The following is a 24,622-nucleotide window of genomic DNA, read 5'->3' on the forward strand; positions in this document are numbered from 1 at the left end:
CTTCGCTGTGTGTTTATGATGCTGGCACATAAAAATAAATCGCTAAAAAGTGGCAAGCGCAGCCGACCAAAACAAACACATGCCAAATCGCATGATGGTAAGGGATGCGCTTAGCAACATAAAAAATAACGCCCAATGAATAAATCAACCCGCCTAATGCCAACAGCAATAAGCCCCCTAAAGGTAAATTAGCGGTTAGTTGATAAATCACGATCAACGATAACCAGCCCATGCTCAAATAGCTAAACAGCGAAAAGCGTTTAAAGCGCTGCATGAACGCGATTTTCATGATGATCCCCGCCAGCGCAATCGACCAAATGATCACCATTAAACCTATCGCTAAAGGCGTACGTAAGCTGACCAATAAAAAAGGTGTATAACTGCCAGCGATCAACAGATAAATCGCGCAGTGGTCAAAAACTTTCAACCCCTGTTTGATTTTTTGATCAGAAACCGCATGGTACAAGGTAGAGGCAAGAAACAGCACAATCATGCTACTACCATACAGAGCCATACTGGTAATGGTTAGCGGATCGGCCTCATAAGCCAGTGCCTTATTGAGCAATAGAATCAAACCAATAATCCCCATCAATAGGCCAATCGCGTGGCTGATGGTGTTGGCGATCTCTTCTTTATAAGGATAAGTATCTGTTGCCATGGTCTCTTTACCCATTAATGTATTTATTATTCGATTATCGCACATTAAGCGTACACGTGTAAGTTGGTTTTTTGTTAGTAAAAATGTTGGTTAACTATCGATCAATGGTTGAGTTGGTGATAATCTATTATTGATATGCAAACATATCGTCATCCCTAAATAATTATTTGGATTGGCACTGCCAGAATGAGCCACTTTTTAGCCATCATTGGATAAAGATTAACTCATAATTATTTAGGCTATACCATTGGCAATGGATATGCCTGACCGTTAGGTAAGTTAATGCGCCCAACAGCTGTCAGGTTTTCGCACACTAACCGTAGTGCAATGCGCCGTCGTAGTGGTTTTACTACTGCATTGGTTGCAAAAAAAATCGCGTCTGCACCGACTCTTGTCGAACAACGTGCGTTTATCGCATCGAATGAAACAAAAGTGGTCCAGGCCGCTTAAGTTAAAAAGCGCAGCTTATTTTCTGCGCTTTTTTTTGTCTGTTGCTCTCCCTTTTTTTGTCTGTTGCTCTCCCTTTTTTTGTCGCTCGCCACGGTTTTTTTCATCGATGGCATCATGGCTACTGACCTTGCGCCGATGGTGCTATCTCTCCGATTAACTCGCTTACCCTTCCCCTTTGGATTGTTTGCCAGAAGGCAATTTGCTACCTTTAGTGAAAAACCATCATAACCATATGGAGACGAGCATGAAATGCCATCGTGTTGAAGAGTTATTAGCCTTATTAGAGCCAGAATGGCACAAGCAGTCTGAGTTGAATTTGGTCCAGTTTATTGGATTATTAGCTCAAGAGGCTGGTTACCAAGGTAATCTGAGTGAGTTAACCGATGATGTACTGATTTATCATTTGAAAATGCGTAATAGCAGTAAAGATGAAGTGATCCCAGGCCTTAAAAAAGACTACGAAGATGATTTTAAAACGGCGATCCTACGTGCGCGTGGTATCTTGCCTGAATAAACGAAGGATTAGCGAACGATGCCTTGGTTCTTCCTGGGTATAAGCTGATTGACACGATCTCACTATGGCAAGGGGCTCAGTAATGATCTCCTTTATGCAATGACGCAAGCGACTTTTCATTTCGATGCACTGACACCGGATTTAATTTGGTACGCACTAGAAAGCATCGGCGTGCGTGCTGAATCAGGTTTTTTAGCCCTCAATAGCTATGAAAACCGAGTCTATCAATTTACTGACGAAGAGAGTCGACGTTTTGTCGTTAAGTTCTATCGACCACAACGTTGGACGGAGCAGCAAATCCAAGAGGAGCACGATTTCGCTTTAGAACTCGCCGCGGCAGAAATCCCATTAGCGCCCCCTTTAGTGATCAATGGCAACAGCTTACATTACTATCAAGGTTACTATTTTGCGCTGTTTACTAGCATGGGAGGACGCCAGTTTGAAGTGGATAATCCGCAGCAGCTAGAGTGGGTGGGGCGTTTTTTAGGGCGAATCCATAAAATAGGGGGCAGTAAAACCTTTATTCATCGCCCGAGCTTAGGTTTAGAAGAGTATTTATATCAACCGAAACGGGTCTTAGAACAAGCTTCGTTTATTCCATCACATTTACAAAATGCTTTTTTTAATGATCTCAATTTGTTAATAGAGCGTATCGAACAATATTGGCAACCCACACAGAGCCCTATTCGCCTGCATGGTGATTGCCATCCCGGCAATATTTTATGGCGAGATGGGCCAATGTTTGTCGATTTAGATGACGCGCGTAATGGACCTGCGGTGCAAGATTTATGGATGCTGCTCAGTGGCGATCGGCAGGATAAGCTTGTTCAGTTGGATATTTTGCTGGAAGGTTATCAAGAGTTTTGTGATTTTAATCCCCAGCAATTGAAACTTATTGAGCCATTGCGCGGTCTACGCATGGTGCATTATATGGCCTGGTTGGCTAAACGCTGGCATGATCCGGCGTTTCCACTCGCTTTCCCATGGTTCAATGATCCAAAATATTGGGAAGGTCAAGTGCTTGCGTTTAAAGAGCAGTTATCTGCCTTAGAAGAACCTTCTCTATCACTGATGCCAAATTGGTAACTTGCCTCATCAAAGGAATAATGGAGTTTAATCATGAAAAAGCTGTTTGCACTGGTTGCAACCCTAATCTTAAGCCTTTCGGCTCATGCCGCTCAGTTTAAAGAGGGAGTGCACTACAAAGTGCTTGATTTACCCAAGGCTAGCCAGCCTAGTGTCAGCGAATACTTTTCGTTTTACTGCCCGCATTGCTACTCGTTTGAGCCGATCATTAAACAGCTTAAAGAGCAGTTGCCAGCAGAGGTCCGATTACAAAAAAATCACGTCTCCTTCATGGGCGGTAATATGGGCAAATCAATGAGTAAAGCGTACGCGACGATGCTGGCTTTAAACGTTGAAGAGCAAATGTTACCAGTGATGTTTAATCGTATTCATAATCAACGTAAAGCACCGAAAAACGATCAAGAGTTACGTCAAATATTCACCGATGAAGGTATCGACGGAGCAAAGTTTGATGCTGCGTTCAATGGTTTTGCGGTCGATTCGATGGTGCGTCGTTTTGATAAACAGTTCCAAGATAGCGGTTTAACCGGTGTACCTGCTGTGGTGGTGAACAACCGTTACCTAGTGCAAGCTCAGGGCATCAAAACCGTTGATGAGTATTTTGAGCTAGTGAACTATTTGTTAACACAGTAATTATTTATTAACGCAATAGTTTTTCAGGCATCTCACATTGTCGTTGGTCAACCGAATCATGCATTGCTGAAGAGCCATGCATGATTTTTTTCTGTTGTTGGCTGCGCCATTGAGCCATTGCTCTCTGATTATGGTGTGAAGGTTAAACGGCTTGCGCGACTAATTGTTTGAGTAGCCTATCCATTGCACGATAACCGAGTGCTTCCGCCAGATGTGATCGCTGAATATCGGCTACGCCCTCTAAATCTGCGATGGTACGTGCCACTTTAATGATCCGGTGATAAGCGCGGACGGATAAGCCCAAGCGATGCAATGCGGCTTCTAAGAACTCTGCATCCGAACGAGCTAATGGGCAAAAAATATCAATCTCACGACTTTGCAGCAGCCCGTTAACCTTACCACTGCGCGCCAGCATTCGCTGGCGCGCTATCTGTACTCGTTGCCGTACCACCTCCGTTGTTTCTCCTCGATCACCGCCTTGAGATAGTGTCCCTTTGGGTAGCGCGGGAATTTCAATCGACATGTCAAATCGGTCTAGCAAAGGGCCAGAAAGTCGACTTAAATAGCGCAGGATCACTTGCGGGTTAACCCTTGCTTGATTGCCTTCATAGTAGCCGGTAGGACTGGGATTGAGTGCGCCCACCAGTTGAAAGCGTGCCGGAAAGCGAGTTTTACCTTGTGCTCGAGAAATAATGATCTCTCCTGACTCAAGGGGCTCACGGAGTGAATCAAGTACTTTTCGTTCAAATTCAGGCATCTCGTCGAGAAACAATAGGCCGTTATGGGCTAATGAGATTTCTCCTGGCCGTGGAATCGTACCGCCGCCCACTAAGGCCGCCATTGAGCTTGAGTGGTGTGGTGACCGGAAGGGTCGACGTTTCCAGTTGTATTGATTGATTTCTTGTTGAGTCAGTGAGGCAACCGACGCGGTTTCCATCGCTTCCTCTTCACTCATTTCTGGTAGTAAATCACACAGCCGCGATGCGAGCATGGTTTTCCCGGTCCCCGGAGGGCCAAGAAATAGCAAGTTATGATTCCCTGCTGCGGCAATTTCCAGTGCTCGTTTTCCTTGTTGTTGACCAATAATATCTTGTAGATCTCGAGAGTGATCGGGTGGTTGTACAATCGGTTCGCTTTGAAAGAGCGTTAAGTTTTTTTGACCACATAAATCTGCGCAAACTTCTAACAGGGTTTGTGCGGATTTATGGTTGCTTTCACCGACTAACGCCGCTTGATCGCCGTTATCTTGTGGTACGACCAAACTGCGTTGAGCATGATTCGCTGCCAATGCCGCGGGTAAAACTCCCTTCACGCGCCGTATTTCTCCCGACAATGCCAGCTCACCAATAAACTCATAAGCGGCTAAATGAGTGTGAGGAATTTGTTCAGACGCAGCTAAAATCCCTAGTGCGATGGGTAAATCAAACCGTCCTCCCTCTTTGGGGAGATCGGCAGGTGCCAAGTTAACCGTAATTCGTTTAGCGGGAAACTCGAAGCGTGAGTTAATGATCGCACTGCGCACTCGGTCTTTGGATTCTTTCACCGTGGTTTCGGGGAGGCCGACTAACGTAAAGCCGGGCATGCCGTTACTGATGTGCACTTCCACCGTGACTTCTGGTGCTTGGACGCCAATACTGGCTCGGCTATGAATAATCGCAAGGCCCATTTTTTTCCTTTATCGTTAGGTTGACTTCTACTGGCAATGTGCCTGAAAAACGTGCGAAGAATCAGCGTTCTGAGGATAAAAATGGTGATATTTCGATAGAAGACGCACAAATAAGCTTAAGAGAATGTGAAAAAATAATCAGTTTTTGCTTGTCATGTAACAGATATGTGTGTTACCACTAGAACCGCAAACAATTACGTACTCAGTACGGCAACATATAGAACGATTATTATGAATTTTAACGCTCGCATTAACGCACTAATTAACCTGCTGATCGTGGTCATTATTATGACGGCGCGGGGGCTTGTGGGCGCAAAATAACACACAAATTTAAAAAGACCCCCGCACTGAAAAGTTCGGGGGTTTTTTTTCAACTATCTAACGACATCGTGCAATCTGATCGGTGATTATCCAACCAGATATGGACAGGAAGAATGGGAGCGGCACATGAAGTGCAAACACAACAACGTTAATGGCGCAAGGCGCGCTTTAGGAGGGGTACAATGACGGGAGCACAACTTGTCGTTGCCGCCTTACAGCAACAGGGCATCAAAACCGTTTTTGGTTACCCTGGTGGTGCCATCATGCCTATTTATGATGCACTGTATGATGGCGGAGTGGAGCATATCCTTTGTCGCCATGAGCAAGGGGCGGCGATGGCGGCGATTGGTATGGCTCGCTCAACCCAAAGCGTGGCGGTCTGTATGGCAACCTCGGGACCTGGAGCGACCAATTTAGTCACAGGTCTTGCGGATGCATTTCTGGATTCAGTTCCTTTAGTGGCGATTACAGGCCAAGTGGCGAGTTCCCACATTGGTACGGATGCTTTCCAAGAGATGGATGTGATAGGGATGTCGCTCTCTTGTACCAAACACAGCTATCTGGTGACCGATATTGGTGAATTGGCCGCGACACTGGCTGAAGCGTTTGAGGTGGCGAAAACCGGTCGTCCGGGGCCGGTTATCGTTGATATCGCGAAAGATGTTCAGTTAGCCCAAGCGCCAAGTTCAGAGTTTCCTGTGTTCACACCACCAGCGATGCCTGAAGCTTGCCCTGAGCAATTGCACACGGCGCAGCAGCTATTGTCTGCCAGTCAGCGTCCGGTGTTGTATGTGGGTGGTGGTGTGCAATTGGCGAAAGCGACTGCTACGGTGCGCGAGTTCTTGCGTTTAAATCCTATGCCTTCAGTGAGTACCTTAAAAGGGCTCGGTACGATAGAACGGCATGACCCGCATTATCTGGGTATGTTGGGTATGCATGGTACCAAAGCTGCCAACTTAGTTGTTCAAGAGAGTGATTTATTGATTGTGGCTGGCGCGCGTTTTGATGACCGAGTCACTGGCAAGCTGGATACTTTTGCACCGCATGCGAAAGTCATTCATATCGATATTGATGCCGCTGAATTTAATAAATTGCGCCGAGCCAATGCGGCTTTGCGTGGCGATATTAATCGCATTCTTCCACAACTGGAGTTAAACCATGATATTTCATCATGGGCTGATTACAGTGAAAGTTTACGCTGCGATTTTACTTGGCGTTATGATCATCCCGGTGAACTGATTTTTGCGCCACTGCTACTGAAGCAACTCTCCGATATGATGCCTGATAGTGCGATGGTTTCCACGGATGTCGGTCAGCATCAAATGTGGGCAGCGCAGCATATTCAGCCCCGAGCGCCACAAAACTTCATTACTTCGGCTGGCCTTGGCACGATGGGTTTTGGACTACCTGCGTCAATGGGCGCAGCGGTTGCCCGTCCAGACGATCAATCTATCCTGATCTCTGGTGATGGCTCTTTCATGATGAATGTTCAGGAGCTCGGCACACTCAAGCGGCGTCAAATCCCAGTGAAAATGGTGTTGCTCGATAACCAACGTTTAGGCATGGTCCGTCAATGGCAATCGCTGTTTTTTGATGGTCGTCATAGTGAAACGATTTTGGATGACAACCCAGACTTCGTGATGCTGGCCCAAGCCTTCGGTATCCCAGGTAAGACCATCACCAAAAAAGAGCAAGTGGAACCGGCATTGCAAGAGATGCTTGCCAGTAAAACCGCTTACTTATTGCATGTTTTGATCGATGAAGAAGAAAATGTTTGGCCGTTGGTACCACCCGGCGCCTCAAATAGTGATATGTTGGAGAACACCTAATGGAAAGATATTTATTAGACATCAAAGCCGATGATAAACCGGTTCTATTAGAACGTGTTCTGCGGGTGGTGCGTCATCGCGGCTTTACTATCAGACAAGTGGCGGCAACCCAAAACCATATTAGTCAGGTCGCCAGTGTTGAAATTATTGTCGACAGTGATCGGCCGATCAGCACTTTGGTTAACCAAATTGAAAAATTATGGGATATTCGTAGTGTCGATGTTACCCCTTTAAACCTCGATGAACTCCCTAACAACAATTTACAACAAAAGATTTGTGCATAAGGAAGGCAAGCAATGGCAACAAAAACAGCAGATTACATTTGGTTTAACGGTGAAATGGTGCCATGGGCAAACGCTAATGTCCATGTTCTGACCCACGCAATGCATTACGGTACCTCGGTATTTGAAGGCGTGCGTTGCTATAACACACCAAAAGGCCCAATCGTTTTCCGTCATCGCGAGCATGCTCAGCGTCTGAAAGATTCGGCAAAAATTTATCGCTTTCCAATTCCTTACACGATTGATGAAATCATGGAAGCAACGCGCGAAACCTTACGGATTAATAAGCTTGATTCGGCTTACATTCGCCCGTTGGGTTTTGTGGGCAATGTCGGCCTTGGCGTTTGTCCACCAGTGAATACGGAAATGGAATTGATCATCGCGGCTTTCCCTTGGGGCGCTTATTTAGGCGATGAAGCACTAGAAAATGGCGTTGATGCGATGGTTTCTAGTTGGCACCGCGCCGCGCCGAATACCATTCCAACCGCCGCTAAAGCGGGCGGTAACTACTTATCCTCTCTGCTTGTCGGCGGTGAAGCGCGTCGTCATGGCTATGCCGAAGGTATTGCCTTAAGTGTGGATGGTTATTTATCTGAAGGTGCAGGCGAAAATATCTTTGTGATCAAAAATGGCGTACTGCTGACTCCGCCAACGACCAGCTCCATTCTGCCTGGCATTACCCGCGATTCGATCATGACCCTTGCCAAAGACATGGGCTACGAAGTGCGTGAAGTGAATATTGCCCGTGAAGCGCTGTATTTGGCGGATGAAATTTTCATGACCGGAACGGCAGCGGAAATTGTGCCAGTACGCAGTGTCGATCAAATTACGGTTGGTGAAGGTAAGCGCGGACCGATCACCAAAGTGATGCAAGAGGCGTACTTTGGCTTATTCAACGGTACCACAGAAGATAAGTGGGGTTGGTTGGATTATGTGTACTCAGAGAAGCAGTCATAGGGGATAACCGATAATGCCAAAGTATCGTTCAGCGACCACTACTCATGGTCGTAATATGGCGGGCGCTCGCGCATTATGGCGTGCGACCGGGGTTAAAGAAGAAGATTTTGGAAAGCCGATCATTGCGGTGGTCAACTCGTTTACCCAGTTTGTACCGGGCCATGTGCATCTTAAAGACATGGGGCAATTGGTGGCGGGTGAAATTGAAAAAGCCGGCGGCATCGCCAAAGAATTTAATACCATCGCGGTGGATGATGGTATCGCCATGGGCCATGGCGGCATGTTGTATTCACTGCCATCACGCGAGCTGATTGCAGACTCTGTCGAGTACATGGTTAATGCGCACTGTGCCGATGCCATGGTCTGTATCTCGAACTGTGACAAAATAACCCCGGGAATGATGATGGCGGCGCTGCGCTTAAATATTCCGGTGATTTTTGTCTCTGGCGGCCCGATGGAAGCGGGCAAAACCAAATTGTCCGATCAAATTATCAAGCTTGATTTGGTCGATGCGATGATTCAAGGAGCCGATCCTACGGTTTCTGATGAGCAAAGTCAGCAAATTGAGCGCTCGGCTTGTCCGACTTGTGGTTCTTGTTCGGGGATGTTTACCGCCAACTCAATGAACTGTTTAACCGAAGCATTAGGGCTTTCACAGCCTGGTAATGGTTCGATGCTGGCGACTCATGCCGATCGTGAAGCGTTATTTATCAATGCGGGTAAACGGATTGTCGAACTGACCAAGCGTTACTACGAGCAAGACGATCACTCGGCGTTGCCACGTAATATTGCCAATAAAGCGGCGTTTGAAAATGCCATGGCGCTGGATATTGCCATGGGCGGTTCTACCAATACGGTTTTACACCTCTTAGCGGCGGCGCAAGAGGGTGAGATTGATTTTGATATGACGGATATTGATCGTATGTCACGCCAAGTGCCGCATCTCTGTAAAGTGGCACCGTCGACTCAGAAATATCACATGGAAGATGTCCATCGCGCTGGAGGAGTAATGGCGATTTTGGGCGAATTGGATCGCGCAGGATTGATCAATAATCAAACCCATACTGTGTTGGGGATGACCTTGCAGCAGCAATTAGCGCAATACGACATCATGCAAACTGACGATCAAGCGGTGCTCGACTTTTTCCGTGCCGGTCCGGCTGGCATTCGTACCACCAAAGCATTTTCACAATCTTGCCGTTGGGATCGATTAGACGATGATCGCACCTCAGGTTGCATTCGCAGTAAAGCCCACGCCTTTAGTCAAGATGGTGGTTTGGCGGTGCTTCGTGGCAACATTGCCCTTGACGGTTGTATTGTGAAAACCGCGGGTGTCGATGAAGATAATCTAACCTTTACTGGTCCGGCGATTGTGTTTGAAAGCCAAGATACTGCCGTAGAAGGTATTTTAGGTGGCCAAGTTAAAGCTGGTGATGTGGTAGTGATTCGCTACGAAGGTCCGAAAGGCGGCCCTGGCATGCAAGAGATGCTTTACCCAACCACCTATCTTAAATCGATGGGGCTTGGTAAGGCTTGTGCGTTATTGACCGATGGCCGCTTTTCCGGTGGTACTTCTGGCTTGTCGATTGGCCATGTCTCTCCTGAAGCTGCTAATGGGGGCACGATTGGTTTGGTCAATACCGGTGATATGATCGCGATTGATATTCCGAATCGTTCGATTAGCTTGCAGGTTTCAGAAGCGGAGCTGGCTGAGCGTCGAGCTGCGCAAGATAAGTGTGGCTGGAAGCCCGTGAATCGCCAGCGTGAAGTCTCTTTAGCGCTCAAGGCTTACGCGAGTATGGCGACCAGTGCCGATAAAGGCGCGGTGCGAGATAAATCGAAACTCGAGGGCTAGCGGATGAGTGCCAGTAAGCAAACGGGCGCGGAGTATTTACGGCAAATTTTGCGTGCACCGGTCTATGATGTGGCGTTAGTGACGCCACTACAAGCAATGCCGCGCCTATCGGCGCGTATTCAAAACCGTGTGCAGTTAAAACGAGAAGACCGTCAACCCGTGCACTCATTTAAATTGCGCGGTGCTTATAATATGGTATCGAGCTTATCCGATGAGCAAAAACACGCTGGGGTAATTGCTGCCTCTGCGGGTAACCATGCGCAGGGTATGGCGTTATCTGGGACTAAATTAGGCATTAAAACCACGATCGTGATGCCCAAAACCACCCCAGATATTAAAGTCGAAGCCGTTCGTGGCTTTGGTGGCGTGGTGATTTTGCATGGCAATAACTTTGATGAAGCGAAAGCAGAAGCGGAACGATTAGCCGCTCAGCATGGCTATACTTTTGTGCCGCCTTTTGATCACCCATTGGTGATTGCAGGTCAAGGAACGATTGGTATGGAGATGCTGCAGCAAAACGGTCATCTCGATTATATTTTCCTGCCGGTGGGTGGGGGTGGGTTAGCCGCAGGAGTGGCGGTACTCATCAAGCAGTTGATGCCTGATATTCAAGTGATTGCCGTCGAGCCAGAAGATTCAGCGTGTTTAAAAGCCGCTTTAGATGCCGGTCAACCTGTGGTACTTGATCAAGTCAGCATGTTTGCCGATGGTGTGGCAGTGAAGCGGATTGGTGATGAAACCTTCCGTTTGTGTCAGCAATATATTGATGGCCACATTACGGTATCAAGCGATGAAATCTGCTCGGCGGTTAAAGATATCTTCGAAGACACGCGCGCGATTGCCGAGCCTTCAGGGGCCTTAGCCTTAGCTGGATTGAAGAAGTTTGCTGAACAGCACCAGTTAGTGGATAAGCAGCTTGGTACGGTGTTATCGGGTGCGAATACTAACTTTCATGGTTTACGTTATGTCTCTGAGCGTTGTGAGCTGGGTGAAAAGCGTGAAGGACTTTTGGCGGTGACGATACCTGAACGGCAAGGCGCGTTTTTTGAGTTTTGCCATATTATCGGCGGTCGTGCGGTCACCGAGTTCAACTATCGCTATAACGATGACAAGCTGGCTAATATCTTTGTTGGCGTACGTTTGTTGGGCGGTCAAGAGGAGCTGCAGCATATTATCCATGATTTGCGTCAAGGCGGTTATCCGGTGGTTGATCTGTCTGACGATGAAATGGCTAAGCTACATGTGCGTTACATGATAGGTGGTAAACCTTCGAAGCCGCTCAAAGAGCGCTTGTACAGCTTTGAGTTTCCAGAATACCCAGGTGCATTACTCAAATTTTTGAGTACCTTAGGCACCCATTGGAATATTAGCTTATTTAATTATCGCAATCATGGCGCTGATTATGGTCGGGTACTGTGTGGCTTTGAACTGGAAGAGAGCGACTTATCGCGTTTTTCTGCTCATCTTTATGAGCTGGGTTATCAATATAAAGATGAAACCAATAATTCCGCTTATCATTTTTTTCTCTCTTAACTGAGTTAAAGTTCAGCATGCCAGTCCAATGACTGGCATTTTTTTGTCGATTATACTCTTCCTACTTGAAGCTGCAGCGGTGCTGGCTACATTCGTTCACCCCAAGCACATCGTTTGCCTATGCTCATGGGGATTCACTCACTTGCCGCCTACCTGCAGCTTCAAGTCGTTTGGGTATAGCTTTGTGATCATGGTATCGGTAATCTAACTATGCACCCAATCATTACTGCCGAGGTTTACGTATACTGTGGCTATTTGAATTGAAGCTAATGTTTTTATTGTCGTCATGGTGAGTTCATTGATTGCGGCACCACGTCTGCATTGTTAATTATCAGCAAGGAGATCCGAATGTTTAAAGCGCTAATCCTCAACCAGCAAGAAAAAGCCACAACCGCGACCATCGAATCACTCGATGAAACTCAATTGCCCGCCGGAGAAGTATTGGTTGCCGTGGAGTACTCCTCGCTCAATTATAAAGATGGTTTGGCGATTACCGGCAAAGGTAAAATCATTCGTAACTTCCCTATGGTTCCAGGGATAGATCTCGCGGGCAAAGTGATTGAGTCTAAGGATGCTCGTTACCAAAGCGGCGATCAAGTGGTGTTAACCGGATGGGGCGTGGGTGAAAATCATTGGGGCGGTATGGCACAAAAGGCTCGTTTGCAAGCCGATTGGCTCGTGCCGTTAGCTTCTGGGTTGGACAGTAAACAAGCAATGATGATTGGCACTGCGGGCTTTACCGCTATGCTCTGTGTTCAAGCTCTGTTAGATGCAGGCATTAAACCTGAACAAGGTGAAATCCTCGTTACTGGTGCCAGTGGCGGTGTTGGTTCTGTTGCAGTAACACTATTAGCTAATCTAGGTTATAAAGTTGCGGCGGTCACTGGTCGTGTTGAACAAAATGGTCCACTACTCGAAAAACTCGGTGCCAGTCGAATTATTGATCGGGTTGAGTTTGAAGAGCCCGCTCGTCCTCTGGAAAAGCAGCTTTGGGCTGGGGCGATTGATACCGTAGGCAGCAAAGTATTAGCCAAAGTGTTAGCGCAAATGGATTACAATAGCACCGTTGCGGCGTGTGGTTTAGCGGGTGGCTTTGATTTACCGACGACAGTGATGCCATTTATTTTACGTAATGTACGCTTGCAAGGCGTCGATTCCGTCTCTTGCCCACCAGAAAAACGTGTCGCAGCATGGCAGAGTCTCTCTCAATATTTACCTGCCAGTTATTTTGCGCAAGCGTGCCACGAGATCACTCTTGAGCAGGTGCCTGAATTTGCACAGGCGATTACGCAAGGCCAAGTGACTGGCCGAGTAGTGATTAAACTCTAATAGAAGATAGCCGTGATTAATCAAAACTAAGACGCTGAGCGATTTGTTGTGTCTTAGTTTTGCGCTTAGGTAAATAGCAAAAAAAATCCCGCCATACAGCGGGGAAGCCCAAGAAAAATTGAAGCGTTATTAGCGGAGATTGGTGTTAATGATTGGTTAAATTGATGTTAATAAATGTAGTCGATAGGATTGATTTTGCCAAGTGATTATTGAATATTTTTTCTCCAGCCGTATTATCTACGCCTTATTTTGCTACTCGATTAGGTTTTTGCATGACATTTGACTCAACATTAGCGACCCATTCCCTTGATGCACAAGGACTGCGTTGCCCTGAACCAGTAATGATGGTGCGAAAGACCATTCGCACCATGCAAGCTGGCGATGTGTTATTGGTGATGGCGGATGATCCTTCCACGACTCGAGATATCCCCAGTTTTTGCCGCTTTATGGATCATCAACTGTTGGCGCAGCAAACTGAGCAGTTGCCTTACCAGTACTTGATCAAAAAAGGTTTAGTCTAGTTTTGAAGTCTTTGGCAACGATGATGGATGGGAATTTAGTCGATAAAAGTAAGGCAGCAATATGATGCGCCTTACCTTATCATCTCTAGAGTAACCAGCATGAATGTTGATTATATCTGCTGATTGCGGATGAAGTTTATTCTTGGTACTCAATCGCTCGGATTTCAGCTTGCAGTTTATTGACTTGTTGCTGCAAAGTCCTTAATTCGTTATGCATTGGAATGATGTAGGCGACTCGGATCCAAGCTTCGACAGTCAGAGCAGCCATAATAATCGCTCCGGCGACCATCGGCAGCCACATATTGGTTAACGTCATACCTAATAAGGTGAGTAGAAAGCCAAAAGTGAATAAGTAGCTCTGACTTTTGGCGGTCATTCCTGTATAGCGTGTCAGCATAATTAACCCTCTTACCGCACCACGATAGGTTTAACCTAGCACGGCAATAGTGATACGAATATGGCGAACATCACGCTCTTAATCGCTTTTCATCAAGAGCGTGATCCAGTGCTAACAATTTTTATCGAAAAAGCTCAGTTGTTGGGTCTTAAAATAGCGCTGCGCCAATCGCTAAGCCGACAAATAAAATCGCGGTGATTTTTCGGATCAGGGCTAGTGGTAGTTTATTGGCCGATAATTTACCGATCACTACGACAGGGACATTAGCCAACAGCATACCAATCGTGGTGCCTAAAATGACCCACAATAAGGCGTCGGCATATTGGGCACCTAAGATGGAAGTGGCTATTTGGGTTTTGTCGCCAATTTCAGCTAAGGCGACGGTAGTAATTGAAATAGCTAATACGCTCACGACAGGCTCAATGGGGCGGGATAATTATAATAACCATAGACAAACGCCACGCCCCACCCCGGTTCGCGTTGTTTGCCTAAGGTCTTGCTCAGCTAAAATGACTTTAGCCTCGGACGCCATGGTGATTTGGCACCAATCATGTTGACGAACGAACCGTTAAGATTAAACCCTCTTACCGGCAAGCTACTCCCCAAAGACGGCGCAATTCTAATCAGGCTGTTAAAAAATCTCAAGTCTCAAATGACCTCAAGGCTTATTTTTGGGATAATTTGCCACAATCCATGGTGTAAATTGCCCTAAAAGGGATTTTTGACCATTAATTAAGCAAGATTACCCCTACTCGCTGAGCGAATATCTCGGTATACTTGTTCGCTATTTCTTATCAATTCAAACAGAAGAATCGCGCGAACCTGACTATGCAAAAATACGATATCAAAACCTTTCAGGGTATGATCCTCGCGCTGCAGGATTATTGGGCCCAACAAGGCTGTACCATTGTTCAACCATTAGATATGGAAGTTGGTGCAGGCACCTCTCACCCAATGACATGCCTGCGAGCTATCGGCCCAGAGCCTATCGCCACGGCGTATGTTCAACCTTCTCGTCGTCCAACCGACGGTCGTTATGGTGAAAACCCGAACCGCCTACAGCACTACTATCAATTTCAAGTCATCATCAAACCATCACCGGATAATATTCAAGAGCTGTATCTTGGATCACTTGAGGTATTGGGTGTTGACCCGCTGGTTCACGATATTCGTTTCGTCGAAGATAACTGGGAAAACCCAACCTTAGGCGCATGGGGATTAGGCTGGGAAGTATGGCTTAACGGTATGGAAGTGACCCAGTTTACTTACTTCCAACAAGTTGGTGGTCTTGAGTGCAAACCAGTAACCGGGGAAATCACTTACGGTATTGAACGTCTGGCGATGTATATTCAGGGTGTTGATTCTGTTTATGATTTAGTCTGGACAGATGGTCCATTAGGTAAAGTAACCTATGGCGATATTTTCCATCAAAATGAAGTCGAGCAGTCAACCTACAACTTTGAACACGCGGATGTGGATTTTCTGTTCACCTTCTTCGATCAGTGTGAGAAAGAGTGCCAGTATCTGCTTGAACTCGAAAAACCATTACCATTACCGGCCTATGAGCGGATTTTAAAAGCGGGTCATGCATTTAACCTGCTTGACGCTCGTAAGGCGATTTCGGTGACTGAGCGCCAACGTTATATCCTGCGTATCCGCAACCTCACTAAAGCGGTTGCTGAAGCGTATTACGCCTCTCGCGAAGCGCTAGGCTTCCCAATGTGTAAAAAGGGTGAGGATAAATAACATGGCCAAAGAATTTCTAATCGAACTGGGTACAGAAGAGTTACCACCAAAGCAGCTGCGCACTTTAGCTGAAGCGTTTGCCGCCAATTTTAGTACAGAACTTGCCGCGGCAGAGTTGACTCATGACGGCATAAAATGGTTTGCGACCCCGCGCCGTTTGGCGCTGAAAGTCGCTAATCTTGCCGAAAAGCAAGCGGATAAAGTTCTAGAAAAACGTGGACCTGCGGTGTCTGTGGCTTTTGATGCACAAGGTAACCCGACTAAAGCAGCACAAGGTTGGGCGCGTGGTAATGGGATTACCGTTGAGCAAGCCGATCGCCTCAAAACTGAGCAAGGTGAGTGGTTGCTGTTCAAACAAGAAGTGAAAGGTCAAGCGGCGAAAGCGATTGTCGTTGAGCTGGCTGCCAAAGCATTGGCCAACTTGCCTATCGCTAAGCCAATGCGCTGGGGCGATAAAGAGACTCAATTTATTCGTCCAGTAAAAACCTTGACTATTCTGCTTGGTGATGAGTTGATCGACGGCGAAATTTTAGGCGTGGCTTCAGCACGCACCATTCGTGGTCACCGTTTTATGGGTGAGAAAGAATTTACCATCGACTCCGCCCAGCAGTATCCAGACATTTTAGAGCAACGCGGTAAAGTGATTGCCGACTATGAGACGCGTAAAGCGACGATCATCGCGGGAGCTCAGCAAGCGGCACAACAAGTGGGTGGTATTGCGGAACTTGACGACGATTTAGTGGAAGAAGTCACCGCGTTAGTGGAATGGCCGGTGGTTTTAACGGCTAAATTTGAAGAGAAATTCCTCAATGTGCCGTCGGAAGCGTTGGTGTACACCATGAAAGGTGACCAAAAATACTTCCCAGTGTATGACGCTAATAAGCAACTCTTACCCAACTTTATCTTTGTTACCAACATTGAGTCTAAAGAGCCACGCCACGTTATCGAAGGTAACGAAAAGGTGGTACGTCCACGTTTGGCTGATGCTGAATTCTTCTTTAATACCGATCTCAAGAGTAAGCTGATTGATCGCTTACCACAGCTTGAAACGGCGATTTTCCAGCAGAAATTGGGCACAATTAAAGATAAAACCGACCGAATCACGGAGTTAGCCGGTTATATTGCAGAGCAAATTGGCGCTGACGTTGCACAAGCTAAACGTGCAGGCTTACTCGCTAAATGTGATTTAATGACCTCAATGGTGTTTGAGTTTACCGACACTCAAGGCGTAATGGGTATGCATTATGCGCGTCATGATGGTGAGCCAGAAGCGGTAGCATTGGCGATGAACGAGCAGTATATGCCGCGCTTTGCTGGTGATCAGTTGCCGACTGATGGGGTTTCTTCTGCGCTAGCAATGGCGGATAAACTGGATACCATCGTTGGTATTTTCGGGATCGGCCAAGCACCAAAAGGTTCTGATCCTTTTGCTTTGCGCCGCGCTTCTTTAGGTGTGCTGCGGATCATTGTTGAATACGGCTACAAGCTTGACTTAGTGGATTTAGTCGCGAAAGCTAAGTCCTTATTTGGTGATCGTTTGACTAATCAAGCGGTTGAACACGATGTGATTGAATTTATGCTGGGTCGTTTCCGCGCTTGGTATCAAGACGAAGGCTTTAGCGTAGATGTTATTCAAGCGGTATTGGCGCGTCGTCCAACCAAGCCGGCTGATTTCGATCAGCGCGTAAAAGCCGTGTCGCACTTCCGTGAATTAGAGGCGGCAGAAGCGTTGGCTGCGGCCAATAAACGGGTTGGGAATATTCTCGCGAAATTTGCTGGTCAGTTGCCTGCTGAGGTTGATCTCGCCTTGCTGCAAGAGCCGGCAGAAAAAGCCTTGGGACAAGACGTGGCGGTGATGAGCGAAGCCCTTGAGCCAGTCTTTGCGTCAGGTGATTATCAGCAAGCACTGAGTCAATTGGCCTCACTACGTGAACCTGTTGATGCGTTCTTTGATAACGTGATGGTGATGGCTGACGATGAAGCGCTAAAGCAAAACCGTTTAACTTTGCTTAACGACTTACGTAACTTATTCCTGCAAATTGCTGACATTTCTCTTTTACAAAAGTAATGATTAGCAATAAACCATACGGTTTGTGATTGAAGCCCAACTCTAATGAGTTGGGCTTTTTTTCAACTGAATACTCAGGTGTTCAAAAATAGTACTTTGATAGGTAAAAGCATTACGGTATGTTCAAGGATTGATCGATGAGCATGGCATCGTTTTATGCTCCTTTAAGCAAGCAAATACAATCATGAATTAGGCAGTCAGCAATGCAGTTTTCAAAATTTGGTGAAAAATTTAATCAGTATTCCGGTATTACTCAATTAATGGATGATTTGAATGATGGTCTGCGCACACCAGGAGCCATCATGCTCGGTGGCGGAAATCCTGCCGCAATACCAGCGATGATCGACTATTTTCATCAAACCAGCGCTGAGATGCTGAGTAATGGTGAGCTGATCGCTGCGTTGAGTAATTACGATGGACCACAAGGCAAAGATCGTTTCGTTAAATCACTCGCTGCGCTACTAAAAACGACTTATGGCTGGGAAATTAGTGAGAAAAACATCAGCTTAACCAATGGTAGCCAAAGTGGTTTTTTCTATCTGTTTAACTTATTCGCCGGTCAGCAGCCCAATGGATCGCATAAGAAGATTTTACTGCCGTTGGCTCCGGAATACATTGGTTATGGCGATGCAGGGATTGATGACGATCTGTTTATCTCTTATCGCCCCGAGATTGAAATGCTTGATGATGGGTTATTCAAATACCATGTCGACTTTAACCAGTTAACGGTCGATTCCTCCATCGCGGCGATCTGCGCCTCTCGTCCCACCAACCCGACGGGTAATGTCTTGACCGAAGATGAGATCCATAAGCTCGATCAGTTAGCGCGGGATAATGGTATTCCGTTGATCATAGATAATGCTTATGGTGTGCCATTCCCCAATATCATTTTTGAACAGGTTGAACCGTTTTGGAATGACAATACCATTTTATGCATGAGCTTATCCAAACTTGGATTACCAGGCGTACGTTGCGGCATTGTGATAGCCAATGAAACGGTGACTCAAGCTTTAACCAATATGAATGGCATTATTAGTTTAGCCCCCGGCAGTGTTGGCCCCGCGATAGCTCAACATATGATTGAACGAGGGGATTTACTGCGCTTGAGTGACGAAGTTATTCGCCCATTTTATCAACAAAAATCACAAACCGCGGTGAAGTTACTTCAGCAGGCGATACCTGACCCGCGCTTTCGCATTCACAAACCTGAAGGGGCGATTTTCCTATGGCTGTGGTTTGATGAATTGCCGATCAGCACTATGGCGCTGTATCAGCGTCTTAAAGCACGAGGAGTATTGGTTGTTCCTGGTGAATATTTCTTTATTGGGCAGCAGCAAGACTGGTCACATGCTCATCAATGTCTACGGATGAACTACGTGCAAGATGATCAGGAAATGCAAAAAGGTATTCAGATTATCGCCGAAGAAGTCGCTAAGGCTTATCAGCAAGCTGAGCAGTCATCGATCTGCTGAAGGTATTAGGGGCTGTTATCACCACCGCCAGCCTAATGTGTGGCTGGCGTGGTTTTAGGCGATGAGTCAGCGTTTAATCATCTTTGTGCAGCGCAGGAAAATCCTCTTTATCCAATAGCTGGCTGAGGCGTGAATCGGCACTGATATTAATATGGCCCATTTTACGCCCCGGGCGTTTTTGTTTGCCATACCAATGGACATGACACCCTTCCATCGCAAGCAACGCGTCCGGCAGGCTATCAAGGCCTAAGATGTTAATCATCGCTGTCGGGCGGATCAGTTGCGTGCTACCCAATGGTAAACCGCATACGGCGCGCAAATGGTTTTCAAATTGACAGGTTTCGGCACCTTGTTGTGTCCAGTGACCGGAGTTATGCACTCGAGGAGCAATTTCATTGACCAATAGCTGCCCGCTGATATCAAAAAATTCTAAAGCCAGTACGCCCACATAGTCTAATTGCTCAGCTACCGCGCGAAAGATGCTTTCGGCCTGTTGTTGTAGCGCGAGATCATCCAACGAGGTGGATAAACTCAACACGCCATTGGTGTGCACATTTTCCGTCAGGGGATAGGTCACTATGCTGCCATCTTGTCCTCTAGCGCCAATCAGCGAGACTTCGCGATCAAAAGCGATAAATTGCTCTGCAATGATGGTTTGTTGCGCTGAGCTTGCTAAGCAGTCTTGTAGCTCGGGCCAAATGTTATCAATATCTTGCGCTTGTTTGAGACGCCATTGACCTTTGCCATCATAACCACCCAGAGTGCTTTTTAATACCATCGGTAGTCCAATGGTTTCGATAGCAGTGAGCAAATCGTCACGAGAGTGTACGATGGCGTATTGCGCACTATTGACGCCAGCTTGCTGAAGCAATACTTTTTCACGCTGCCGATTGCCACCAGCTTTGATGGCCGTTTGGTTCGGTAACAGCTTGCCACTTTGCGCACATTGCTCAAGTACATCATCAGGAATATGTTCAAATTCAGCGGTAATCACATCCGCTTGGTCAATGGCCAGAGCTAGCCCTTGGCCGATGACTTGCCCCGTGATCGGCTGCACGATATTACCGGTTGTTACATCAAACGCATGGATCTCAATATTCAGCGGAGTGCCTGCTAGCGCCATCATGCGAGCTAATTGGCCAGCCCCTAAGACTAAAACTTGCATGTGATTAGTCCTCTGCTGGATTGGGGTTGGCGAGCACGGTTTCGGTTTGCGCTAAACGAAAGGCATCGATTTTTGCCATGATATGGTGATCATGTGTGGCTAGGATTTGTGCGGCTAATAAGCCAGCATTAGCGGCTCCCGCTTCACCGATAGCCAGCGTCCCGACCGCAATGCCTTTTGGCATTTGCACGATGGAGAGTAATGAGTCCATGCCATTCAGCGCTTTTGACTGCACTGGTACGCCGAGTACCGGTAAGCTAGTAAACGCCGCGGTCATGCCTGGTAAATGCGCTGCACCGCCGGCGCCGGCGATGATAACTTTAATGCCTCGTTGCTGAGCGCTGCTAGCATAATCAGCCAGTAGTTGAGGAGTTCGGTGAGCAGACACCACCTTGGTTTCATAATCGATCCCAAATTGCTCCAACATCTCTGCGGCTAGCTTCATGGTTGGCCAATCGGATTTCGAACCCATAATAATCGCCACTTTCATTTCCAACTCCTTCAAACATCATCACATTAGGGTGAATGGGTTATTTGCGCGCATTATACGAGTATTTTTTTCTTAGGAAAACGTTTGCGTCATGGTTATTTTGCCAAAGATACCATTTGTCATTAAATAGCTTTAGCCTGTTTCAGCCAGAATTTGTAAACTCAGTGAGTCGATTAAATGTCACAAGAGAAAGGTATCGTGGATAATTTTCAATTCTGTTTACAGGCATTACGTGATGGTGATGTTATTGCCTATCCAACCGAAGGGGTATTTGGTGTCGGATGCGATCCGGATAACCCGCAAGCCATTGAAAAACTACTCACGCTGAAACAGCGACCGGTAGAAAAAGGCTTGATTTTGATTGCGGCCTCTTATCTGCAATTGTTGCCGTATATTGATGAAAGCCAACTAAGCGCAGAACAATTGGCGACGATTCATGCGACTTGGCCGGGACCCGTTACATGGGTGATGCCTGCTAGTCAGAAAGTCTCGTCATGGGTCAGCGGTCAGTTTGACTCGATTGCGGTGCGAGTCACCGATCATCCACTGGTACAACAGTTATGTAATGCGTTCGGTAAACCGCTTACCTCGACCAGTGCTAATTTAACAGGGCTGCCGCCGTGTATGACCACTGAGCAAGTTGAGCAGCAACTGGGTGAGCATCTGCCAGCTATTTTACGCGGTGAAACTGGTGGTAGAAATAAACCGAGTGAAATTCGTGACGCGAAAACGGGTCAAATTTTAAGACAAGGTTAAGCAAGGAAATCGACGATGCCAGACATTGATAAGCAAGCGGTAAAGCAGTTTTTGCTTGAGTTACAAGACAGTATTTGCCAGCAATTAGAACAGGCCGATGGCAAGGCCAAGTTTGTCGAAGAAATCTGGCATCGTGAGCCGGGCGAACGCTTGGGCGGCGGTGGGCGAACACGAGTAATGACCGACGGCTTGGTATTTGAGCAAGGTGGCGTTAATTTTTCTCATGTTACTGGTCAACAAATGCCAGCATCCGCCACCGCTCACCGTCCGGAGTTAGCTGGTCGGCGCTTTGAAGCGATGGGTGTGTCGTTAGTGATGCATCCGCATAACCCTTTTGTACCCACCTCTCATGCCAATGTGCGCTTTTTTATTGCTGAAAAAGAGGGAGAAACGCCCATTTGGTGGTTTGGTGGAGGCTTTGATTTAACGCCGTTTTACCCATTTTTAGAGGATGTGCAAGCATGGCATGCCACAGCGCGAACCTTGTGTTCTCCTTTTGGTGATCAGGTTTATGCTGAACATAAGGCTTGGTGTGATGATTACTTCTTTTTACCGCACCGTAACGAGACTCGCGGTGTCGGTGGGCTCTTTTTCGACGACTTAAACCAATGGCCATTTGCTGAGTGTTTTGCCTATATGCAAGCGGTTGGTAAAGGATACACTGAAGCTTACTTACCGATTGTTGCGCGACGTAAAGAGACGGCCTATGGTGAAGCGCAGCGGCAATTTCAGTTATATCGCCGTGGTCGATACGTGGAATTTAACTTAGTCTATGACCGAGGGACGCTATTTGGGCTACAAACTGGAGGGCGTACCGAGTCAATACTGATGTCGATGCCACCGTTAGTGCGCTGGGAATACAATTACCAGCCAGAGCCGAATAGCCCAGAGGCTAAATTGGCGGAATTTTTAGTACCACGCGATTGGTGACAGAAAATCAACGCAGTGATAGGGTCTGAAAAGATACTTTGGTTAATTTAGGTTAATGACATGGAATATCAACACGATCGTTATGCCGTCTTTGGCAATCCCATTGGGCACAGTAAATCGCCCTTTATTCATGGCTTGTTTGCACGTCAAACCAATCAAAGCATGAACTACACGGCACAGATGGCAGCGATTGATGGTTTTGAGCAGGCGATCAACGAATTTTTTGCCCACGGCGGTAAAGGTTGCAATGTGACCGTACCGTTTAAAGAGCAGGCCTTTCAGCTGGCGGATCGTTTAACAGAGCGAGCGCAATTAGCTGGTGCTGTCAACACTCTGAAAAAACTGGATGATGGAGAAGTGCTCGGTGATAACACCGATGGAGAAGGTTTGGTTCAAGACTTGCTGCAGCATCAAGTCCCGTTGGCTGGGGCGAAGATTTTATTAATTGGTGCGGGTGGGGCTGCTCGAGGCGTTATCAAGCCGCTATTGGATCAACAGCCGGAGCTTATTGTGATCACTAACCGGACATTATCCAAAGCGGAAGGTCTTGCACAGCAGTTTTCTGTTTATGGCGCCGTGATCGCCCAACCAATGAGTCAACGGTATACGCCGTTTGATCTTGTCATTAACTCGACCTCAGCCAGCTTGGATGGAGAGCGACCGAAGGTATCTGAGACTATTTTTAGCCCGCGTAGCATTGCTTACGACATGATGTACAGTAAGCAACCAACGGCGTTTAATCAGTGGGCTAAGGAACAAGGATGCCATTCAGTTTATGACGGGCTAGGCATGTTAGTCGCACAAGCAGCAGAAAGCTTTATGTTATGGCGAGGGTTACGCCCAGGGACTAAGCAAGTGCTACGTGAATTAAGAAAAAATTTATCTGGTGGTGTATGAACCAAGCAATTTTATTTACTGATGATCAACAGTGGAATGAGCAGCAGCAAGCGGTTGAGTTTTCCGCGCAGCAGAGTGGTGCGCTTATCCGTTGTTTTATTTCTCTATCTGAGCTGCAATCTTGGTCTGGGGTGACGATGACCACTCCACAGCAGGCACTGACGGTTTTTAGTGAGTGGCGTTTTGATATTGAAGAACGAGCGGAGCAGCTAATTGAAGAAGAGTGTTTTACTTCAGCAGGTATGATTGAGGTGCTAAAACCGTAAACACCTCATGGGAGGGCTCGAACGAAAGGTCAATAGATCTAGAGCAATGATATAGCTAGATTTGCGATTGTTCAGCTAAGTACTCATTTTTGGTTTGTACATAGTTACTTGCTGATTGCAGTAAAAATTGTTGCTCCCCTTCAGTCAGCTTACGGGCTTGTTTCACTGGGCTTCCTACGTACAGATAGCCACTGACTAAGATTTTTCCGGGCGGTACTAAGCTACCCGCACCTATCATAACGTCACTTTCAATGATTGCCCCATCAAGAATAATAGAGCCCATTCCCACCAGAACCCGATCGTGAATGGTGCAGCCGTGCAGCATGACTTTATGGCCAATGGTGACATCATTACCGATCAGTAACGGATAACCATTAGGATTGTGGTTATTTTTATGGGTGACGTGTAAAACGCTACCATCTTGTATATTGGTGCGTGCACCGATACGGATATGGTTGACGTCACCACGTGCCACGACTAAAGGCCAAATGCTGGCATCATTCTCAATCGTGATATCGCCAACTAATACAGAACTGTTATCTATATAGACACGTTCATTTAGCGTCGGTAATACCCCTTTATAACTTCGGATAGAACTCATCAAACCATCCTTAACAGGCTTAAATTGCAGTAAATAAGCTAAGAATAGTACTAGAAACGGCTTTTTTGAGCAATAATTAGCCTTTTAAGCTAAAAATAACAAAAAAAGCAAAAAAGCACTTGCCAAGTTAACCAGGCTCCCTATAATGCGACCTCACTGACACGGCAGGCGCCACAAGGCTTCAGGCAGTGTTGGTTGAGG

At 46.8% G+C, this 24,622-nt stretch carries 24 protein-coding genes; 17 read left to right on the top strand and 7 right to left on the bottom strand.

The features are described from left to right. Nucleotides 1-13: 13 nt before the first annotated feature. The gene (trhA, locus tag VIB_RS16580) at nt 14-658 is read right to left on the bottom strand and encodes a PAQR family membrane homeostasis protein TrhA (RefSeq protein WP_040905819.1); all 645 of its coding nucleotides are present in this window, start codon (nt 656-658) and stop codon (nt 14-16) included. Nucleotides 659-1,352: 694 nt separating this feature from the next. Here trhA and VIB_RS16585 point away from each other — a divergent pair. From VIB_RS16585 to VIB_RS16595, 3 genes are all read left to right on the top strand, one after another. Continuing rightward, nucleotides 1,353-1,622, top strand: a complete 270-nt coding sequence (locus VIB_RS16585) for a YihD family protein (protein WP_004397581.1) — start codon at nt 1,353-1,355, stop codon at nt 1,620-1,622. A 99-nt stretch (nt 1,623-1,721) separates the two neighbouring features. After that, nucleotides 1,722-2,708 carry a serine/threonine protein kinase gene (locus VIB_RS16590; RefSeq protein WP_004397583.1) on the top strand — a complete coding sequence of 329 codons (987 nt, stop codon included), beginning with the start codon at nt 1,722-1,724 and terminating at the stop codon, nt 2,706-2,708. 33 nt (nt 2,709-2,741) lie between these two features. Beyond that, the gene (locus VIB_RS16595; protein WP_040905802.1) at nt 2,742-3,341 is read left to right on the top strand and encodes a thiol:disulfide interchange protein DsbA/DsbL; all 600 of its coding nucleotides are present in this window, start codon (nt 2,742-2,744) and stop codon (nt 3,339-3,341) included. 142 nt (nt 3,342-3,483) lie between these two features. Here VIB_RS16595 and VIB_RS16600 read toward each other — a convergent pair whose 3' ends face one another. Next, entirely contained in the window at nt 3,484-5,007 is a 1,524-nt protein-coding gene (locus VIB_RS16600) for a YifB family Mg chelatase-like AAA ATPase (protein WP_004397587.1), read from the bottom strand. Nucleotides 5,008-5,510: 503 nt separating this feature from the next. Between VIB_RS16600 and ilvG the strand changes: the two genes are divergently transcribed. The 7 genes from ilvG to tusA all read left to right on the top strand — a co-directional run bounded on the left by ilvG (nt 5,511) and on the right by tusA (nt 13,633). Next, complete coding sequence (ilvG, locus tag VIB_RS16605; RefSeq protein ID WP_004397589.1) at nt 5,511-7,157, top strand: acetolactate synthase 2 catalytic subunit; 1,647 nt, start codon at nt 5,511-5,513, stop codon at nt 7,155-7,157. Beyond that, the gene (gene ilvM / locus VIB_RS16610; protein ID WP_004397591.1) at nt 7,157-7,441 is read left to right on the top strand and encodes an acetolactate synthase 2 small subunit; all 285 of its coding nucleotides are present in this window, start codon (nt 7,157-7,159) and stop codon (nt 7,439-7,441) included. Before ilvG ends, ilvM begins: the two co-directional genes overlap by 1 nt. Before the next feature lie 12 nt (nt 7,442-7,453). Beyond that, nucleotides 7,454-8,395 carry a branched-chain-amino-acid transaminase gene (gene ilvE, locus VIB_RS16615; RefSeq protein ID WP_004397593.1) on the top strand — a complete coding sequence of 314 codons (942 nt, stop codon included), beginning with the start codon at nt 7,454-7,456 and terminating at the stop codon, nt 8,393-8,395. 13 nt (nt 8,396-8,408) lie between these two features. Continuing rightward, complete coding sequence (gene ilvD, locus VIB_RS16620) at nt 8,409-10,250, top strand: dihydroxy-acid dehydratase (protein ID WP_004397595.1); 1,842 nt, start codon at nt 8,409-8,411, stop codon at nt 10,248-10,250. Nucleotides 10,251-10,253: 3 nt separating this feature from the next. Next, nucleotides 10,254-11,783 (top strand): threonine ammonia-lyase, biosynthetic, encoded by a 1,530-nt coding sequence (gene ilvA, locus VIB_RS16625; protein ID WP_040905805.1) that lies wholly within the window; start codon nt 10,254-10,256, stop codon nt 11,781-11,783. 348 nt (nt 11,784-12,131) lie between these two features. Further along, nucleotides 12,132-13,112, top strand: coding sequence for an acrylyl-CoA reductase (NADPH) (gene acuI, locus VIB_RS16630; protein ID WP_004397598.1), 981 nt, complete (start codon nt 12,132-12,134; stop codon nt 13,110-13,112). Between the two features lie 272 nt (nt 13,113-13,384). Then, nucleotides 13,385-13,633 (top strand): sulfurtransferase TusA, encoded by a 249-nt coding sequence (gene tusA / locus VIB_RS16635; RefSeq protein ID WP_040905808.1) that lies wholly within the window; start codon nt 13,385-13,387, stop codon nt 13,631-13,633. A gap of 136 nt (nt 13,634-13,769) precedes the next feature. On the opposite strand, the gene VIB_RS16640 is transcribed toward tusA, so the two are convergent. Further along, nucleotides 13,770-14,030, bottom strand: a complete 261-nt coding sequence (locus tag VIB_RS16640; RefSeq protein WP_040905811.1) for a hypothetical protein — start codon at nt 14,028-14,030, stop codon at nt 13,770-13,772. Nucleotides 14,031-14,178: 148 nt separating this feature from the next. Beyond that, nucleotides 14,179-14,454: a TMEM165/GDT1 family protein gene (locus VIB_RS16645; RefSeq protein ID WP_256593212.1), complete on the bottom strand. Its 276-nt coding sequence runs from the start codon at nt 14,452-14,454 to the stop codon at nt 14,179-14,181. A 404-nt stretch (nt 14,455-14,858) separates the two neighbouring features. Between VIB_RS16645 and glyQ the strand changes: the two genes are divergently transcribed. The 3 genes from glyQ (at nt 14,859) to VIB_RS16660 (ending at nt 19,316) form a co-directional block, all read left to right on the top strand. Beyond that, nucleotides 14,859-15,776 (top strand): glycine--tRNA ligase subunit alpha, encoded by a 918-nt coding sequence (gene glyQ / locus VIB_RS16650; protein WP_004397605.1) that lies wholly within the window; start codon nt 14,859-14,861, stop codon nt 15,774-15,776. 1 nt (nt 15,777) lies between these two features. Continuing rightward, a complete protein-coding gene (gene glyS, locus VIB_RS16655) occupies nt 15,778-17,844 on the top strand; it encodes a glycine--tRNA ligase subunit beta (protein WP_004397606.1) in 2,067 nt (688 codons plus the stop codon). A 203-nt stretch (nt 17,845-18,047) separates the two neighbouring features. After that, nucleotides 18,048-19,316 carry a valine--pyruvate transaminase gene (locus tag VIB_RS16660; protein ID WP_004397607.1) on the top strand — a complete coding sequence of 423 codons (1,269 nt, stop codon included), beginning with the start codon at nt 18,048-18,050 and terminating at the stop codon, nt 19,314-19,316. A 73-nt stretch (nt 19,317-19,389) separates the two neighbouring features. Here VIB_RS16660 and VIB_RS16665 read toward each other — a convergent pair whose 3' ends face one another. Both VIB_RS16665 and purE read right to left on the bottom strand, forming a co-directional pair. Further along, a complete protein-coding gene (locus VIB_RS16665; protein WP_004397608.1) occupies nt 19,390-20,481 on the bottom strand; it encodes a 5-(carboxyamino)imidazole ribonucleotide synthase in 1,092 nt (363 codons plus the stop codon). A gap of 4 nt (nt 20,482-20,485) precedes the next feature. After that, nucleotides 20,486-20,971, bottom strand: coding sequence for a 5-(carboxyamino)imidazole ribonucleotide mutase (gene purE / locus VIB_RS16670; protein ID WP_004397609.1), 486 nt, complete (start codon nt 20,969-20,971; stop codon nt 20,486-20,488). Nucleotides 20,972-21,169: 198 nt separating this feature from the next. Here purE and tsaC point away from each other — a divergent pair, with 198 nt between their 5' ends. Genes tsaC through VIB_RS16690 form a run of 4 tightly spaced genes read left to right on the top strand, consistent with a single transcriptional unit; the run spans nt 21,170 to nt 23,820 of the window. Beyond that, a complete protein-coding gene (tsaC, locus tag VIB_RS16675) occupies nt 21,170-21,727 on the top strand; it encodes an L-threonylcarbamoyladenylate synthase type 1 TsaC (RefSeq protein ID WP_040905825.1) in 558 nt (185 codons plus the stop codon). Nucleotides 21,728-21,742: 15 nt separating this feature from the next. Continuing rightward, the gene (hemF, locus tag VIB_RS16680) at nt 21,743-22,657 is read left to right on the top strand and encodes an oxygen-dependent coproporphyrinogen oxidase (RefSeq protein WP_004397611.1); all 915 of its coding nucleotides are present in this window, start codon (nt 21,743-21,745) and stop codon (nt 22,655-22,657) included. 60 nt (nt 22,658-22,717) lie between these two features. Then, nucleotides 22,718-23,554, top strand: a complete 837-nt coding sequence (gene aroE, locus VIB_RS16685; RefSeq protein ID WP_004397612.1) for a shikimate dehydrogenase — start codon at nt 22,718-22,720, stop codon at nt 23,552-23,554. Next, the gene (locus VIB_RS16690) at nt 23,551-23,820 is read left to right on the top strand and encodes a DUF1488 family protein (RefSeq protein WP_004397613.1); all 270 of its coding nucleotides are present in this window, start codon (nt 23,551-23,553) and stop codon (nt 23,818-23,820) included. The genes aroE and VIB_RS16690 overlap by 4 nt, the downstream gene beginning before the upstream one ends. 55 nt (nt 23,821-23,875) lie before the next feature. Here VIB_RS16690 and VIB_RS16695 read toward each other — a convergent pair whose 3' ends face one another. Continuing rightward, nucleotides 23,876-24,421 (bottom strand): gamma carbonic anhydrase family protein, encoded by a 546-nt coding sequence (locus tag VIB_RS16695; RefSeq protein WP_004397614.1) that lies wholly within the window; start codon nt 24,419-24,421, stop codon nt 23,876-23,878. Nucleotides 24,422-24,622: the final 201 nt, after the last annotated feature.

It is taken from the genome of Vibrio metschnikovii CIP 69.14 (assembly GCF_000176155.1).
Taxonomy (GTDB): domain Bacteria; phylum Pseudomonadota; class Gammaproteobacteria; order Enterobacterales; family Vibrionaceae; genus Vibrio; species Vibrio metschnikovii.